Consider the following 16,980-nt stretch of genomic DNA (forward strand, 5'->3'; position numbering starts at 1 on the left):
AGCGGTTTATGTTTGATTCGATCATTCAGGTCTTGAGTGCTTTTTGGCATCAAGATTTCACGGCGTTAATGGCGCCAGGCAGTGCAGGTTTGGTTTATTTTGTTGTTGCTGTGATTATCTTTTTGGAAAGTGGTTTTATTCCTGCTGCACCTTTCCCATGCGACAGTGTCGTCGTATTATCCGGTACGCTGGCGGCGGTTGGCGTCCTTGACCCAATTATGATCATGTTGGTGATAGCTGTTAGTGCGGGGTTGGGAAGTTGGGCGGCTTATTTACAAGGCAAGTGGCTAAATCGCTTACCTAAGGTCCAAGGCTGGGTGAGTGCGGTTCCTCAAAAGCGTTTGGAACAAGTCGACGTATTACTCAGTAAACATGGATTGATTGCGCTTTTGTGCGCGCGGTTTATTCCGGTTGTTCGTTCCCTATTGCCATTAATGATGGGGTTGCGAGTGAAACGTATTAGTAAATTCCATTACTTTGCGTGGCTGAGTGCGATTTTATGGACGCTGATATTATGCGGTTTCGGTTCATTACTTCCTTTGCTACCGGAAAATATGAGCAAAGCAATCACAATGCTATTAATGGCGGCACCAATAATTACTCTTGTGATTGGAGTGCTTAGTTTCTTGTTTGTTAAAGCACGTCGAGCGTTCTGTAAACCCAAGGATGTGTCTGAGTTTTCTCAGTAAGTTTACTTGATTTGCACTTTTAAGCTTGTATGCAGATTAGACATCTAATCGACAGGCTTTTGTCAGTAAAAAGAAAGGCGCATACATTGCGCCTTTCTTTTTGAGTGTCGTTAGGGTTTCGAATTTAATAGCCAATGCTATATAGGTATTCGCCAACTTCTTTGCACTGAGACTTGTAGATGTTCTCTACTTCAGACTCATTCTTATCTGCTGCTTTAAATTCAAGTTCGGCAGACGATAGCTGGTCAAAGCTGTAGTCTCTCTCAGACATTAAGTAGTGTCTGAACATCGCTCTGTGTTCCGGAACTGCAATACGTGCGTTAGAAACGTTGGCACACTCTAACAGAGTGTCGTTACTCATTTCTTCTGGCTTAGTTTCTGTGTTTGCAAAGGTTGAGCCCGCTGAAAATAGTAATGCTAGTGCGATGGTTGTAGCGATTCTTGTCATTATATGGACCTCAAATTGGTTCTAGTAACAATGAGCATATTGGCTCTTATCGTTACATTTTCGTGTTCTCTGTATGTCATAAAAAGTTAAACAACAGAGAAGGCGTTGCGACCATGAGTAAAGACGTACATTAAGTTCGCTTCCTTTCTTCCTGAGAGGCGATAAAGAGAGCGTTGACTCATGAGTCCGCCATAACTGTCTAGAGGTAAGCGAGATGCTTGTTTTGCCAACTCCAGTAGTGGTGGAGAAGAGAAAGCAATAAGTAAAAAATAATCAGGAGTAAAATCTGATGATAAAACGCCATCAGTAGCTGATGTTCGGCGACAGGAGACAAGCCCGAACAACTCGCGCTTTATATGTAGGTAGTAACTTTCTGAACCCCAAGAGCTCAGAGAAGCTGAGGCATGAAAATCAGTGTGTGCTAGCTCAAAATCGTCTTGTTGAGAGAGTTTAAGTAGGCGCTCGGAAGTGTAATGTTTGGTGTGGTGCCACTCATGCGCATATGAAGCTGTGATGAGCCCTGAGAGCAGGGACAAAGAAAGCATCAATAATATACGGTGTAGATAACGCAAGAAGTAACCCTAAACATATAAAGCCACAGTTACCCACCATGATTAAGGAATCTTAGTGGAACTATGATAACGATGAAAGCCAGTGTCTGATGAACTCAGCGTATACTAACGAGATGGAAGGGGGATGAACAGAGTTTTCTGATCGCACTTAGGTATATGAGCGAATAACACAGTAATTTTCGCTTTCGAGTAAGCGAAAATGGAAAGAGAGTCGTTGCACAAGGACGATTAAGCTAACAGGATTATTACTGGGGAAGAAATAGAATCTTCTTTTTTCTTCCCCATATGTGTCGCATCGGTATTACGCGCTTGCGTAAATAACGCTGCCGCCTTTTATAGTGTCAATGATCTCGCGAGACAACTTCTTTGGTAAAGCAGGGCAACCCCAACTGCGTCCGAGGTATCCATTCTTCTTGATAAAGGAAGGGTTTGCGTAATCGGCACCGTGCACGACAATGTAACGCTCGCGAGCTTTGTCGTTTAATCCAGAGCTTAGCCCATCTAATCGAAGTGAATAGCCATTTGAGCCGTAGTAAGTGGTATCAGTCAAAAAAGTGCCCAATGATGTTTTTCGCGAGTTCACGACATTTGAAAACTGTGTCGCTGTTTTCTTTCCGCTGTTCACGCCGTGAGAAACATACGTATTGTAGATTAGCTTCTTTTTATCTAAATCAACCACATAAAAACGCTTTTCAGTTGATGGTTTACTATAGTCGATGATCGTTAGTACCGACTTCTTTCTATCGGGTGTCTTCTGATAAGCGATGTAAGCGTCACTGAACAACTTAAAGTCTACTATGCCATCTAGCTTGGCTTGTTTAAACACATGTTCAACTTGCTTTGGTCGTAAATGATCCCTGGGTTCGTTATCTGATTGTTTTGCAAAAGCAAAAGGTGAGACAGACAACAGCGCACATGTAAATAATAAAATTAACTTTTTCATCTTGGCTAAATAAAACTCTATGGTGTTACAAATTTACCGATTGCTTCATGCATTCGTTAAAACAACATGCACATCAATATAATTCTATTCCCAATGTTTCTTATTGCACGCTTAGGTGCTTGATATTGGGTTGACGATAAGTTTTCGAGTTAAAAACTAACTAATTGAAACTTATATAAAATATGAAGTTTAACGATGGTTTCTATAAACTTCGGCGTAAATAATATCTGATATATGTAATTAATAAAACTGTGTTTAAGGATATTTGTGAAGTTGCTAATTTATAAAAACGGCGTTTTATTTTTCGTACTTTAGAAACTCTTTTTATTTCAATGTGTTTTCTTTTTCTACGCTTTATCCAATACCTCAAAAGTTTGTGATTTAACTCGTAACAAATCGTAACGCCGAATCGTTATGTGTATAAGTGCATTTATAATGTATGAATAAACAACAGGGTGGTAAGAAAAGGCAGTAAAACAGCGGTGAATCGGTTGTTTTTAATTCACGATTGACAAAGCCAAGTCTAAGTCGTACAAAAATTGAACTTGTGAATGTATCGTTTAAGTGAGAGTGATGAGCTCGACAAAAGTGAAGTGATGCGTGCTATTGTTTATTCTCTAATTTATTCGATTACATAAGGAAGGGTACATAGTAAAAATTTAAAAAATAATTCTATCGTGTGGATTAAAATATATAAATAATAAAACTTAGAAATTAAAAGATAAGAACGCCAGATCTGAATTCATTAAATTTTTGAACATGAAAGTAAACTCTATTTATTATGTTTGGTTTGAAAGCGCTCAAATTGATTTAAGGACGGTTATGACAGCATTTAATAAAGTGTTTATTGTCACTCCCAATGTTAATGATTTTGCAATGTTGCGAGAGTCGCCATTGGAAATGTCTCTTCAAGTAACGGCAAGCAAACCTATCCAACTCTATGGAGAGTCTGTTAAAGCCAGTTGGAAAAGTATTGATATTGAATGGTTAGACGTTAAGGGTGAAAAGCCATTACCCAGGCCTGATATTGCAGCATGGGGATCTTTTACTCTTGCTGTATCCGCTTCTATTGCGGATAAGCTCGATGTGTTGAGCGAGAATGTCGAATTTTTACCATTAAATCTACAAGGAAAGCCTTGGCGAGCATTAAACATTGTCACTCAAATTGATGCCATTGATACCTCTGCTACCGAGTATAATCTTCGTCATGGTAAGCTAAGTCGTGCTAGACCGTTTAAGAAACTCGTTTTGAATAGGGAAGCCGTTAATGAATCTGACTTGTTCAGAGTAAAAGGTGCTGGGCTCAGAACGTTTTGCACGGACAAAAAAGGTGGCTTGTACGATAGCGTCAAAGCGCTGAATTTGACCGGTTTGGATTTCAAGGAAGTGCTGGTTTAAAAACGAATAAATAGTGATTTACTCGACTAAAGTCATAGATATAGGTATGGGGGAACAAAAGCTGAGCATCTATCAATGAAGCTCATATATAACTAAATACAGCCGCCACAGCTGTGACTGCTGTACTTCTCCCCTTAACTTATGTTCTTGAAACCCTAATTGAGCTGACCATGGACGCATCAAATCGACTGTCGTCATTTGCCGATTGCCACCACAAGCTCAATTGTTCTTTAGTCATTGGTTTGCCAAATAAATAGCCTTGCATATAGTCGCAGCGGTATGCCGATAACCATTCATGCATCATATTGTGTTCAATACCTTCTGCTGTAACCGTTTTATTTTGGGCATGGCATAGCTCAATAATAGGTTTGATCACATGTCCGTTGTTGGTGTTCATCAATGTAACGAGGAACTCTCGATCAAATTTGATTTTTTGAACCGGATACTGAACGAGCTGAGTTAACGATGTGTAACCAGAACCAAAGTCATCAATTGCAAGACGGTAGCCACGTTTTGATAGCTCATCAAGTAGAGCCGTGCCTTGTTGTTCTGCGGCAAAGGTTTCGGTTATTTCTATCTCAATACATTCTGGTTTAACACTGTGCAGTGTCGCTTGTTCATGGATGTAGTTTGCCATTTCTATCGAGTTTAGCTCTGCTGATGAAAGATTGACCGAAAGAACAATATCCTTACCGAAAATATTCCTTAATTGATGGTATTCCGCCGTTGCATTGGCGAAAACCCAGCGGTCAATTTTATCAAATAATCCGGCTTGCTCTGCAATTGGAATAAACTCCTTTGGAGGGATAGGGCCGATACCTTCGGCTTCCCAGCGCAACAAGACTTCTAACCCCTCAATTTCGTTGCTTCGATTGTTCATATAGGGTTGAAAAACAAGGTGAAATTCTTCCTCTACATTGCTTTTTCGGAGCGCACGTTCAAGTTGACTTCGTCTTTGAGACTCAATATTGAGAGCGGCTGAATAATAGGCGTATTGATTTTTCCCTGCCCGTTTTGCTTGATACATAGCCGCATCGGCACTGGAGAGTAACTTCGCGATGTCAGTACCGTCTTGAGGATATTGTGCAATACCTACGCTTGCCGTAACGGGAAATGAATTACTCCAAGATGAACTGAGATTACTAATCGGTTTTAGTAACTCTGATGCAAGCAAATCAGGCAAGCGTTTTACCTCTTGATTTGAGCTCAGCAAAATTGCAAATTCGTCACCAGATAACCTGGCGGCAAAGCAGGGGCTGTTGTAATCGTGCGAGAACTTTTGACAAGCATTCTTGATGTGTGATGAGAACACTTTTAATAAGTTATCTCCCAATTCATGCCCGTATTTATCATTCACGTATTTAAAGTTATCAAGATCGACGTAAACAACCCACAGAAACTGCGAAGGGGAGATAAGTTCACGAGTGGCAAGCTCATGAAAACGATGGCGATTGGCGAGTTGCGTCAGGTGATCCGTTTCAGCTAGGCGTTTTGTCTTTTTATAGATGACATTAAGTTCCTCATACATATCAAAAAAGCGTGCAGAGAGGCGTCCTATTTCATCGTTTGTTTCTAGCTTTTCAATATTGTCACGTTGATTAGATTCAAGTTCGTTCAGCTGCTTATCAAGGCGAGAAACAGGGCGCAACACATAGCGGTACAACACCAAAATGATTAATGTGATAGTGAAAAACGCCGCTACGCCAAAGGAGAAAGCAAGTTCTAGCCACACTTTATCGACTTTATTCCACATTAAATATTCGGCAGGAGAAAGCACGGCATAAAAGTGCGGCAGCAGCTCAATGGTTTGAGCGAGAGGAATATCAAGATAAATGGGTTTGTCGGCGAAAGTAATCACGCTGTGCGTGTCAAACTCGATGTCATGCTTAATCTCGTTAAAGGCTTCAAGTGATACGGAAACTACCACAAAAAACACATTTTTTGAGTCAAAGCTCAAAGGGTGAGTCCCCGTTCTTTTGTCGACGACCTCATATTGAAGAAGAATGCTTTGTCCACTGGAGTTATAAATAAAGCCAGTGTGACTGAAAGCCTCTCTCTCATTGAAACTTCGTGATATGTACTCTAACACCTTTGGGTCGACCACACCTGATGATTCGTAATATTTGTTTTCTGTGTAATAGAGAAGGTTTTGTTTGCCGTCGAGGATCGCCATGCTCGCATCGCCTTTGTAACCATGGCTTAATACTTCAGCGGTCTCGTCTAATCGATTAAACAAGACTCGCTCACGATAGGGGTTGTTATGATTAACCAAATAGTCTTGTAATACATCACTTTTACTGAGCGTATAGGCATAGCTATTAAGAAAAATATTCGCTTGTCGAAACTGCCCGGCGAGCTTTTCCATCTGCAACTGAATATAGCTGTCTTCCCGCTTGATGAGCGTCACTTTTTGAATGCTATAAATAATATAGCTAGATACTAACGCGCTTAATAAGATCACTGGCGCGACAAGCAAAATGACTCTATTGCTTAACTTCATTATGGTTCTTAGTTTCCGTTTGTGTCCCTACAAACGTCGCGTACCAGGTAAGGTACTGAACGGATGATGTGTTTTGGCAAATTGTAACCAGATTGTAAGGTGAGCGTTCTCCAAAATCAGGCAGCTATCTAAGAATTGTGATGACGTGAAAGGTTTCGAGCTTATTAACTAGAGGTTTTCTCAGTAGTTGGACGTCTCTTTTCCTTCCTCCCTGTATAAAACCTAACCGTAATGACAGGTAAATACCATCATCGAAACGTTTCGATGGTAAAGTGTGACTCAAGTGCACTTTTCCTATTCAATGACAATTGAATTACAGATCATTCTCACACCTTATCGATCTCACACTGGTCAAATTGCGATGACGAATTATTATTTCATCGAAACGTTTCGATGAGTTTTCTGTTAATAACGAAAACACTTTAAGACAGGCGCTCATGGTTGTATGAACGTGTAACCGAAAGGTCGATGAGATGAAAAAAAGTACCCTAATTAACTCAGATATTTCTTACTTGGTGGCGACGCTAGGCCACACCGACGAGATCACGATATGTGATGCTGGTCTACCAATTCCAGAGCATGTTCAGCGAATCGATTTGGCGCTAACGCATGGGGTACCAAGTTTTCTTGATACTGTTCGCGTAATTCTATCTGAGTCCCAAATCGAAGGGGTCATCATTGCGGAAGAGTTCTCTGATGCAAGCCCAGTTTTGCATGAAGCGTTGCTCAACGAACTGAGCAAAGAGAGTGAAGAAACGGGCAAATCTATTGAGGTGAGCTACGTGTCACATGAAGCGTTTAAAGCACGCACGGCGCAAAGTCGCGCTATCGTAAGAACCGGCGAATGCTCGCCATATGCGAACGTTATTTTCCAAGCGGGCGTGGTTTTTTAAGCCAGAGATATTGAGGACAGATTATGACTCAAGCCATTCTACAACTAAGCGAAATTGAGAAGGCGTTTCCGGGCGTAAAAGCACTCGACAAAGCAAGCCTGAATGTTTATCCAGGCCGTGTTATGGCGCTGATGGGTGAAAATGGAGCAGGCAAGTCAACGTTAATGAAGGTGTTGACAGGCATTTACCACATGGATGCGGGGAGCATTAAATATCAAGGTCAGCCGGCGGCCTTTAAAGGTCCACGCGATTCACAGGAAGCTGGTATTAGCATTATTCACCAAGAGCTGAACCTGATTCCTGAACTGACGATTGCCGAAAATATTTACTTGGGACGAGAGTTCACCGGCTCCTTAGGGCGTATCCAGTGGGGCAAAATGTATGACGAAGCTGACAAGCTTTTAAAACGTCTCAATGTAAAGCATTCATCAAAAACATTGCTTGGCGATTTAAGCCTTGGTGAACAACAAATGGTGGAAATTGCAAAGGCACTTTCGTTTGAGTCGAAAGTCATCATTATGGATGAGCCAACGGACGCATTGACCGATACCGAAACGGAATCACTGTTTAAAGTGATTAATGAGCTCCGCGAGCAAGGATGCGGCATCGTATACATTTCGCATCGTCTTAAAGAAATCTTTGAAATCTGTGATGATATTACGGTGCTTCGTGATGGTAAGTTTATCGGTGAGTGCAAGGTGTCCGACACTGATGAAGATGGCCTAATTGAAATGATGGTTGGCCGAAAATTAGAAGAGCAATATCCACGTATTGATGTACAACATGGCGAAACCTGTCTTGAAGTCATTGGTTTGACTGGGTCTGGCGTTCAGGATGTGAGCTTTACTCTCAAGCGTGGTGAGATTCTTGGAATTTCTGGCTTGATGGGCGCAGGCCGCACTGAACTCATGAAAGTCATTTACGGCGCATTACCTAGTGAGCATGGTGTTATCAATCTTGATAACAAAACTATTAACCCGGTTAGCCCGCAAGATGGCTTGGCAAATGGTATCGCTTACATCTCTGAAGACCGCAAAGGCGATGGTTTGGTTTTAGGTCTTTCGGTTAAGGAGAACATGTCACTTTGTTCGCTAAACCAGCTGACCAAAGGCTTCCAGATTCAACACAGCGACGAAGTGATTGCTGTGGAAGATTTTATTAAGTTATTCAACATTAAAACCCCAACGCGAGATCAAATCATCGGCAACTTATCTGGTGGTAACCAGCAAAAAGTTGCGATAGCGAAAGGGTTAATGACGAAACCTAAAGTTCTGATTCTGGATGAGCCGACACGTGGTGTTGATGTCGGAGCAAAAAAAGAGATTTATCAGCTCATCAACAAGTTTAAGGCCGAAGGTATGAGCATCATCTTGGTTTCTTCCGAGATGCCTGAAGTGCTTGGCATGAGCGACCGTATTTTAGTGATGCATGAAGGTCGTATCACTGGCGAATTCGATGCGAAAGACGCCGATCAAGAAAAACTACTCGCCTGTGCCGTGGGCAAAGAGATCAATGAGGAAGCAGCATGAGTACGAATACCATGAGCAAACCAACCGAAACTGGCAACAAGAAGTTGTTCACAAAAGAGTGGCTGATTGAACAAAAATCACTGATAGCTCTGATCTTTCTGATCGTTGTTGTGTCATTTTTGAACCCGAACTTCTTTACGGTCGACAACATTCTCAACATTCTTCGTCAAACCTCCGTGAATGCCATTATCGCAGTGGGTATGACATTAGTTATTTTAACCGCAGGCATCGACTTAAGTGTTGGTTCGGTATTGGCGTTGTGTGGTGCCTTTGCGGCAAGCATGATTGCGCTTGAGGTTCCTGTGCTGGTGGCGGTTCCAACTGCTTTAGTCGCAGGTGCAGCGTTAGGTGCGATTAGCGGTATCATTATTGCGAAGGGTAAGGTGCAGGCATTTATCGCTACGCTGGTTACCATGACGTTACTACGAGGTGTGACCATGGTGTACACCGAAGGTCGTCCAATCTCGACAGGCTTTACTGACACCGCAGATGCGTTTGCATGGTTTGGTACTGGCTACGCGCTAGGCATTCCGGTTCCTGTTTGGTTAATGGTGGTTGTGTTCGCAGCGGCTTGGTATTTACTTAACCACACGCGCTTTGGTCGCTATGTTTACGCACTAGGCGGCAACGAGTCTGCGACTCGCCTATCAGGTATCAATGTAGACCGAGTGAAGATTGGTGTCTACGCCATCTGCGGTATGCTAGCAGCGCTTGCAGGTATTATCGTAACGTCTCGTCTTTCTTCGGCGCAGCCAACAGCAGGTATGGGCTACGAGCTAGACGCTATCGCAGCGGTTGTTCTTGGCGGTACCAGCTTGATGGGCGGTAAAGGCCGTATCATGGGTACCTTGATTGGTGCGCTGATCATCGGTTTCTTGAACAATGCACTTAACCTACTTGATGTTTCTTCCTACTACCAAATGATTGCAAAAGCAGTGGTTATCTTGCTTGCGGTATTGGTAGACAACAAAAACAAGTAATTCATAACAATCTGTATATATAAAACAGTGAATACAAACCGAGTCAGGGGACGTGTACTGGCTCACCCTACACAAAGGACTAGAACGATGAAAAAACTTGCAACTCTTATCTCTGCTGCACTTCTTTCTTCAACCGTATCGGTAGCGGCGCAAGCTCAAGATACCATGGCGATTGTGGTTTCGACGCTAAACAACCCGTTCTTCGTAACGATGAAAGACGGTGCGGAAGCAAAAGCGAAAGAATTGGGGTACGACTTAATTGTACTGGACTCGCAAAATGACCCGAGTAAAGAACTGTCGAATATCGAGGATTTAAGTATTCGCGGCGTAAAAGCAATTCTTATCAACCCAACGGATTCTGATGCAGTGTCTAATGCAATTCGTATGGCGAACCGTTCTAAGATCCCTGTGTTGACATTAGACCGTGGTGCAAGCCGTGGTGAAGTTGTGAGTCACATCGCGTCGGACAACGTAATTGGTGGTGAAATGGCAGGCCACTACATCATGGAAAAAGTAGGCGAAAAAGCAAAAGTCATTCAACTTGAAGGTATTGCGGGCACATCGGCAGCGCGTGAGCGCGGTGAAGGCTTTATGAATGCCGTGAAGGGCAGCGATATGGATCTTCTTGCTAGCCAACCAGCTGACTTTGACCGCACAAAAGGTCTAAACGTAATGGAAAACCTGCTAGCGGCTAACCCGGATGTACAAGCGGTATTTGCACAGAATGATGAAATGGCGCTAGGTGCACTTCGCGCAGTTCAAGCTTCTGGCAAAGATGTCGTTATCGTTGGTTTTGATGGTACGGAAGACGGCATTGCAGCAGTTAACCGTGGCAAACTAGCGGCAACTATTGCTCAGCAACCAGACCTTATCGGTGCTTTAGGTGTTGAAACGGCTGACAAAGTTTTGAAAGGTGAAGAAGTAGAAGAGTACATCCCAGTACCACTAAAAGTAGTCACTAAGTAAGTTTCAAGTTCCAATAAATCATCCTAATTTTTGCTCTCTCCTCCGTTTATATCTGTCGTTTAGGAGGTGAGGGCAAACTTACCCAAAATACTGCAAAGTGTGGGGTATAGATGCCTTTGGCTTTTTATCGAGACTCCTTCGTCAGGAAGAGAAGTTAAAGTCATCTAATGTATTTTCCTAAACAGTTTTTAAAAAGGGTTCATTCAGAACCGAGGATAACCGTATGAATAAGTTAGTGGTGTTAGGTAGTGTAAACGCTGACCATGTTCTTCAAGTGCCTTCTTTCCCTCGCCCAGGCGAGACGCTGCATGGTCGCAACTATCAAGTTATCCCAGGTGGCAAAGGTGCCAACCAAGCCGTCGCGGCGGCGCGATTAAATGCAGACATCGGTTTTATCGCTTGTGTGGGCGACGACTCATTCGGCATTAACATTCGCGAAAACTTCAAAATGGATGGCATCGATATCACTGGTGTGAAGATGCAGCCAAATTGCCCGACAGGTATCGCGATGATTCAAGTGTCGGACAGTGGGGAGAACAGCATTTGCATTTCAGCTGAAGCGAACGCCAAACTGACAGCAGAAGCGATTGAGCCAGATTTAGAGCGTATTCGCCAAGCAGATTACTTGCTAATGCAATTGGAAACGCCGATGTGCGGCATTGAGAAAGCTGCGCGTGTAGCGAAAGATGCCAAAACCAATGTCATTCTGAACCCAGCGCCAGCTCGTGAATTGTCAGATGAATTACTGTCTTACATTGACGTGATTACGCCAAATGAAACGGAAGCTGAAGTTCTGACAGGTATTACTGTAACAGACAACGAAAGCGCGCAAGAAGCGGCGAATGTGCTACATGGTAAAGGTATAGAAATTGTCATGATCACACTCGGTGCAAAAGGCGTTTGGCTAAGCCAAAACGGTCGAGGCGAAATCATCTCGGGTTTCCGCGTTGAAGCGACGGATACTACCGCAGCGGGCGATACATTTAATGGGGCATTCGTCACTGGTCTCCTAGAAGGTTTACCTTTAGAATCAGCGATTAAGTTTGCACATGCGGCGGCTGCAATTTCTGTGACCCGCTTTGGCGCGCAAACGTCGATTCCAACCCGCGAAGAGGTGGACGCGTTTCTCGCTGAACAATAAGGCGCACAACGCCTCATTAAAATAGGAGTAGTAACATGGCGACGATGAAAGACATCGCAAAACTGGCAGGGGTTTCCACTTCAACAGTGAGCCATGTTATTAACAAGACGCGTTTTGTGAGCGAAGAGATCTCTGAACGCGTTAACAATGCCGCAAAAGAGCTTAACTACTACGCGCCCTCTGCGTTGGCGCGTAGCCTCAAAGTCAATCGTACCAAAACCATTGGTATGCTCGTGACAACCTCAACCAACCCATTCTTTGGCGAAGTCGTAAAAGGCGTAGAGCGCAGCTGCTACCAAAAAGGCTACAGCCTCATTTTATGTAACACCGAGGGTGATAACGAACGTATGCGTCAATCCATTAATACGCTATTGCAAAAGCGTGTCGATGGTTTGATTTTGATGTGTTCGTCGCTAGAAGGAGAGCGTATCGATGTATTTGAGCGTTACCCAGATATCCCAGTAGTGGTAATGGACTGGGGGCCGATGCTATTTACAAGCGATAAAATCCAAGACAACTCACTTCGTGGCGGTTACTTAGCGGCGAAATACTTAATTGATTGCGGCCATACCGAAATTGGGTGCATCACTGGCCCTTTGATTAAACACCAAGCGCAAATGCGATACGAAGGTTATAAGCGAGCAATGAACGAAGCGGGCTTGGAATTTAATGCCAATTGGATCATTGAATCGGACTTCGAGTGTGAGGGTGGGTATCAAGCGTTCAAAAAAATGGCTCAGCGTGGCGCATTACCTAGCTCGATTTTCGTCTCTAACGATATGATGGCGATGGGGGTGATTAACGCCGCAAATGAGCTCGATATTAAAGTGCCGGACGACCTGTCCATTATTGGTTACGATGACATCCATATCGCGAAATTTATGTCGCCATCGCTAACTACCATTCATCAGCCTAAGTACCGTTTGGGGCAGGCTGCCGTTGAGACTCTTGTCCGAAAGTTGGATGAAAAGTCAACAGAGGCACAGGTCGTACAATTAGAACCGACTCTAGTGGAACGAAAAAGCGTCAAGAGGTTAAAGTCAAACGTCACTGAATGACGTGTGATGTTGAGCTAAAAAATTAAAAAAGTCGTTTCTCTTTATACGATAAAGCCTTACTATCGTCGTTGATTATAAATAAAACTATTAATTGTTGTCTGGCGGATTAGTTAAATGTTATCAAAAGGTTACGCTAAGTTATCTGTAAAACACCCTTGGTTTCACCGAGTTAATGTTATTACAGTTGTATTGATTTTTTTTGTGAGCTGCTATCAGCTACTGGTTAATGAAGCATTTGAGTACGCAATTGGCTTTATTATTACACTTTTGGCGTCAGCTTTATTTGCATCAGCTTCTGCATTCAAAAAACGCTATCTAGGCTTGGATTCATAGGCACGTCTATTTCCAACATCGTTCAATAGCATCATTTATTGCTTTCAAGTAAACATTGAACTGAATTATGATCGAGTGCATCAAGAGGAGGACAAATGTCCTCCTTTTTGTTGGGGATCACGCTCTAATATAAGCGTATTCCAAACAAAATAATAAAGGACATGTTATGGACCTCTTTGCCTTACTCGATATTAATAATACTCTCGTTAACATTCCGATCGGCGACGGCTACGCAATGAGTTGGATCGAAGCTTTCGGTACCGTTTTTGGACTGCTTTGCATTTGGTTTGCCAGCCAAGAAAAAACCATCAACTACTTATTCGGTTTGCTGAATGTCACGCTTTTTGCCGTTATCTTTTTTCAAATTCAGTTATACGGATTATTGCTTCTTCAATTGTTTTTCTTCTGTGCGAACATTTACGGCTGGTATGCGTGGACCCGCCCAAACGCACAAGGTGAAACGCTGGAAGTTCGCTGGTTAAATAAACAGAAACTTATTACTACTGCCTCTATTAGCGTTGCATGTATCGCATTATTAACGATCTATATCGACCCATTTTTCTTTGCGCTAGCAAACATTGCTGTTGATAGCTTGAATCTCTTTGGTGCTGGCTTGGCTGAACCGGTGCTTGAGCCTGACGCGTTCCCGTTCTGGGATGCAACCATGACAGTACTTTCTGTTGTTGCACAAATTCTGATGACACGTAAATACGTCGAAAACTGGATTCTATGGGTTGTGATTAACATTATCAGTGTGGGTATCTACGCGACGCAAGGTGTTTACGCAATGTCTGTTCAGTACGCGATTCTTATGTTCATCGCTGCCAATGGCACGCGTGAGTGGGCTCGTAGCGCTAAGCGCAATGGCGATAAAACCTTAGCGCACGCTGCTGCGTAAGGAACGAAAAATGGCCAAACAACCTCATATCGGAGTGGATGAAACACAAATCGCTCCCCTCGTTATTGTATGCGGCGAGCCAGATCGAGCGAATCGTATCGCGGCATTATTTGATGATGCAGAAATGGTGTCGGAAAACCGCGAGTACCGTGTGTTTACCGGCAACTACAAAGGCAAGCCTGTTTCAGTATGTAGTACAGGTATAGGTGCGCCATCGATGATCATCGCAGTGGAAGAGCTAAAACAGTGCGGTGTGACTCATGTGGTACGCGTTGGATCTGCGGGGGCAATGCAATCAGGCATTCATCTTGGCGAGTTGATCATTGCCGAAGGCGCGGTAAGAGATGAGGGCGGCTCTAAAGCGTATGTCGATTCGTCTTATCCAGCCTACGCAAGCTTTTCACTGTTAAAGGAAGTTGAGCGTTACTTGTCGATGCAAAAAGTGCATTATCATTTTGGTGTGGTGCGTTCTCACGACAGTTTCTATACCGATGACGAGGATGCAATATGCCAACATTGGAACAAGAAAGGCATCTTAGGTGCAGATATGGAAACCTCTGCGCTGTTTACGGTCGGTCGACTACGAGGCCTTCATGTGGCTTCGATATTAAACAACGTGGTGCTGTATCAACAAGATGTGAAAGAAGGGGTTGGTCAGTACGTTGATGAGGCCAAAGTAATGATGCAAGGTGAGAAGAGTGCCGCGATTACGGCATTAGAAGCCTTGGTTGCTCAGCGTTAGCCAGTCTCTATCTCAGTAAGTCACATAAACAGAATAGATGTAAAGCGACAGGTCACTGTCGCTTTTTTATTTGGAGTTACGGGGTACAATCCACCTTAAATAGTTGTCCGTAACTTTTTCTGAGAGAGCAGAAAATGAAAATCAGCCCTTATCCGACTGGTCGCTTCAAAACATACCTTGAAGAAAAGAGTGCCACCTTTCGCGATTTGATTTATCAGTGCCAAATAAATTCGCGTTACTTTGATGCTGGGGAAGCAATTCTCCGCCAAGGTGAGCAACTTCAGTACTTGTATGTTGTGCCAGTAGGTCGAGTCTCGATGAACATATTGGCCGCAAATGGACGACGTTTTCAATTAGGGGAAGCTAACTGCGACTATCATATTTATGGTGAAATGGAGTTCTTCACTCAGACCCCTTGTCAATGGAATGTGATAGCAGATGAACATATGCAGGTTGATGTTATCTGTATCCAAAAACTAACCGAAGCTCTGCAAAATCATCCTGAAATGATGGTGTTCTTCGCTTCAGCATTGGCTGAGGATTATCAAGACTCCATGGATATCTACACTAATCGTTTGTTGCATCCCATTACTTACAACATTGCCTATGATCTTCTCGTCCGTAATCAGACGGATAAGCTCGTTGGTGGCTTTGATAAAGTGAACCAAGAGGCTGAGCGGTTTGGCACCTCAGGCCGAGTCTATCGACGTGCAGTTAAGGACTTGATTGAAAAGGGATTGATTACCAAAACAGACAACGGTTTGGAGATTATTGATGAGCTGGCACTCAAAGCGTTTATTGAAGCGCATGAATGATACGCCCAGGTATTGAAACTAATGGGTTTTATAAGTCTTTGATATATCTAAGTCTTGAGTAAACGTAACTAATGTAAAGTACCTTAAATTTTGTTGAATGCATTAAAGAGTAGCGTTATATTGCGAACGCGTATGATAATAGATCTCATTAAGGCTTAACAAAATGAAAAAATTCGTTGGTGCGGCTATGCTGTCGTTATTTACTGTTTCTCCTTCTTTCGCTGCTAAAGTTGTGATTGACCACTACATGGGTCAAACAGAGCTAGAACAATCCCCAGAGCGTGTGGTTGTGATTGGCTTTGGCCCGCTAGATGCGCTGGACAACTTTGGTATCGATCCTGTTGCAGTATCTAACTCTTCTAATCTTCCTAGTTACCTTTCAAAATACAGCAAAGATAACTACACCTCTGCGGGTAGTTTGTTTGAACCTGATTTTGAAACCATCTACATGCAAAAACCGGATTTGATTTTGGTTGGTCCGCGGGCGTCTGCGAAATATGAAGAGCTGAGTGAAATTGCCCCTACAGTTGTTTTTGCGGCGAAAGAGAACCAAGGCTATTGGGAAGGCACGCAAGCGCAATGGCGCAATATTGGTAAGATCTTCAATATCGAAGAAAAAGTAGAGCAGAAAATTGAAGCGCTAGATGCTCAATTCAAAGCAATCCGTGACTACAACCAATCGAACAAAAATGATGCATTAACGATTTTAAGCATGGGTGACAATATCAGCGCGTTTGGTGCCCAGTCGCGATTTGGCGTCATTTATAACGACTTTGGCTTCTTGGAAACGGTTGAGCACGTGAAAACGGGCACTCACGGAGATGTCATTTCTTATGAGTTTATTCGTGAAGCTAACCCGAAAAATATTCTCGTGGTTGACCGAAATTCTCTGACAGGTACGCCGGATAACGATATTCGTAAATCTATGGATAACGACTTAGTCAAAGCGACTGCGGCATATAAAAATCATAAAATCACTTATTTAGATGTGGACGCGTGGTACTTGTCGATGTCTGGTGTGACAGCAACAGAAAAAATGGTCAGTGAGATAAAGCAAACCGTTGAACTGTAATCC

Annotated in this window: 16 protein-coding genes; 12 read left to right on the top strand and 4 right to left on the bottom strand. The window is 43.1% G+C overall.

The window, feature by feature from the left end:
• The first annotated feature begins 8 nt into the window (after window positions 1-8).
• Complete coding sequence (locus R7P69_RS06700; RefSeq protein WP_017820317.1) at window positions 9-689, top strand: DedA family protein; 681 nt, start codon at window positions 9-11, stop codon at window positions 687-689.
• A gap of 124 nt (window positions 690-813) precedes the next feature.
• On the opposite strand, the gene R7P69_RS06705 is transcribed toward R7P69_RS06700, so the two are convergent.
• The 3 genes from R7P69_RS06705 to R7P69_RS06715 all read right to left on the bottom strand — a co-directional run bounded on the left by R7P69_RS06705 (window position 814) and on the right by R7P69_RS06715 (window position 2,652).
• Window positions 814-1,137, bottom strand: coding sequence for a hypothetical protein (locus R7P69_RS06705; RefSeq protein ID WP_042522561.1), 324 nt, complete (start codon window positions 1,135-1,137; stop codon window positions 814-816).
• Window positions 1,138-1,223: 86 nt separating this feature from the next.
• The gene (locus R7P69_RS06710) at window positions 1,224-1,682 is read right to left on the bottom strand and encodes a hypothetical protein (RefSeq protein ID WP_017633653.1); all 459 of its coding nucleotides are present in this window, start codon (window positions 1,680-1,682) and stop codon (window positions 1,224-1,226) included.
• A gap of 328 nt (window positions 1,683-2,010) precedes the next feature.
• Window positions 2,011-2,652: a murein L,D-transpeptidase catalytic domain family protein gene (locus R7P69_RS06715; RefSeq protein ID WP_025767877.1), complete on the bottom strand. Its 642-nt coding sequence runs from the start codon at window positions 2,650-2,652 to the stop codon at window positions 2,011-2,013.
• Window positions 2,653-3,474: 822 nt separating this feature from the next.
• On the opposite strand from R7P69_RS06715, the gene R7P69_RS06720 reads away from it, so the two are divergent.
• Window positions 3,475-4,050: an imm11 family protein gene (locus tag R7P69_RS06720; RefSeq protein ID WP_025767876.1), complete on the top strand. Its 576-nt coding sequence runs from the start codon at window positions 3,475-3,477 to the stop codon at window positions 4,048-4,050.
• Between the two features lie 139 nt (window positions 4,051-4,189).
• Here R7P69_RS06720 and R7P69_RS06725 read toward each other — a convergent pair whose 3' ends face one another.
• On the bottom strand, window positions 4,190-6,550 hold the full coding sequence (locus tag R7P69_RS06725; RefSeq protein WP_054574642.1) for an EAL domain-containing protein: 2,361 nt from the start codon (window positions 6,548-6,550) through the stop codon (window positions 4,190-4,192).
• Between the two features lie 473 nt (window positions 6,551-7,023).
• Here R7P69_RS06725 and rbsD point away from each other — a divergent pair, with 473 nt between their 5' ends.
• From rbsD to R7P69_RS06775, 10 genes are all read left to right on the top strand, one after another.
• Complete coding sequence (rbsD, locus tag R7P69_RS06730; RefSeq protein WP_005382620.1) at window positions 7,024-7,443, top strand: D-ribose pyranase; 420 nt, start codon at window positions 7,024-7,026, stop codon at window positions 7,441-7,443.
• Between the two features lie 23 nt (window positions 7,444-7,466).
• A complete protein-coding gene (gene rbsA / locus R7P69_RS06735; protein WP_238952704.1) occupies window positions 7,467-8,972 on the top strand; it encodes a ribose ABC transporter ATP-binding protein RbsA in 1,506 nt (501 codons plus the stop codon).
• Window positions 8,969-9,952, top strand: a complete 984-nt coding sequence (rbsC, locus tag R7P69_RS06740; RefSeq protein ID WP_005382618.1) for a ribose ABC transporter permease — start codon at window positions 8,969-8,971, stop codon at window positions 9,950-9,952. The genes rbsA and rbsC overlap by 4 nt, the downstream gene beginning before the upstream one ends.
• A gap of 87 nt (window positions 9,953-10,039) precedes the next feature.
• On the top strand, window positions 10,040-10,918 hold the full coding sequence (gene rbsB / locus R7P69_RS06745; protein ID WP_005373143.1) for a ribose ABC transporter substrate-binding protein RbsB: 879 nt from the start codon (window positions 10,040-10,042) through the stop codon (window positions 10,916-10,918).
• A 223-nt stretch (window positions 10,919-11,141) separates the two neighbouring features.
• Window positions 11,142-12,059 carry a ribokinase gene (rbsK, locus tag R7P69_RS06750; RefSeq protein WP_017820311.1) on the top strand — a complete coding sequence of 306 codons (918 nt, stop codon included), beginning with the start codon at window positions 11,142-11,144 and terminating at the stop codon, window positions 12,057-12,059.
• A gap of 35 nt (window positions 12,060-12,094) precedes the next feature.
• Window positions 12,095-13,117 carry a substrate-binding domain-containing protein gene (locus R7P69_RS06755; RefSeq protein WP_025767871.1) on the top strand — a complete coding sequence of 341 codons (1,023 nt, stop codon included), beginning with the start codon at window positions 12,095-12,097 and terminating at the stop codon, window positions 13,115-13,117.
• Window positions 13,118-13,616: 499 nt separating this feature from the next.
• Window positions 13,617-14,348, top strand: a complete 732-nt coding sequence (gene pnuC, locus R7P69_RS06760; protein WP_025767870.1) for a nicotinamide riboside transporter PnuC — start codon at window positions 13,617-13,619, stop codon at window positions 14,346-14,348.
• 10 nt (window positions 14,349-14,358) lie between these two features.
• On the top strand, window positions 14,359-15,090 hold the full coding sequence (locus R7P69_RS06765) for a nucleoside phosphorylase (protein ID WP_017635382.1): 732 nt from the start codon (window positions 14,359-14,361) through the stop codon (window positions 15,088-15,090).
• Between the two features lie 134 nt (window positions 15,091-15,224).
• A complete protein-coding gene (locus R7P69_RS06770) occupies window positions 15,225-15,905 on the top strand; it encodes a Crp/Fnr family transcriptional regulator (protein WP_238952702.1) in 681 nt (226 codons plus the stop codon).
• A 163-nt stretch (window positions 15,906-16,068) separates the two neighbouring features.
• Entirely contained in the window at window positions 16,069-16,977 is a 909-nt protein-coding gene (locus R7P69_RS06775; RefSeq protein WP_005376635.1) for a siderophore ABC transporter substrate-binding protein, read from the top strand.
• The last annotated feature ends 3 nt before the right edge of the window (window positions 16,978-16,980 follow it).

This window comes from Vibrio sp. 661, from assembly GCF_033339315.1.
In the GTDB taxonomy this organism is placed as follows: Bacteria; Pseudomonadota; Gammaproteobacteria; order Enterobacterales; family Vibrionaceae; genus Vibrio; species Vibrio alginolyticus.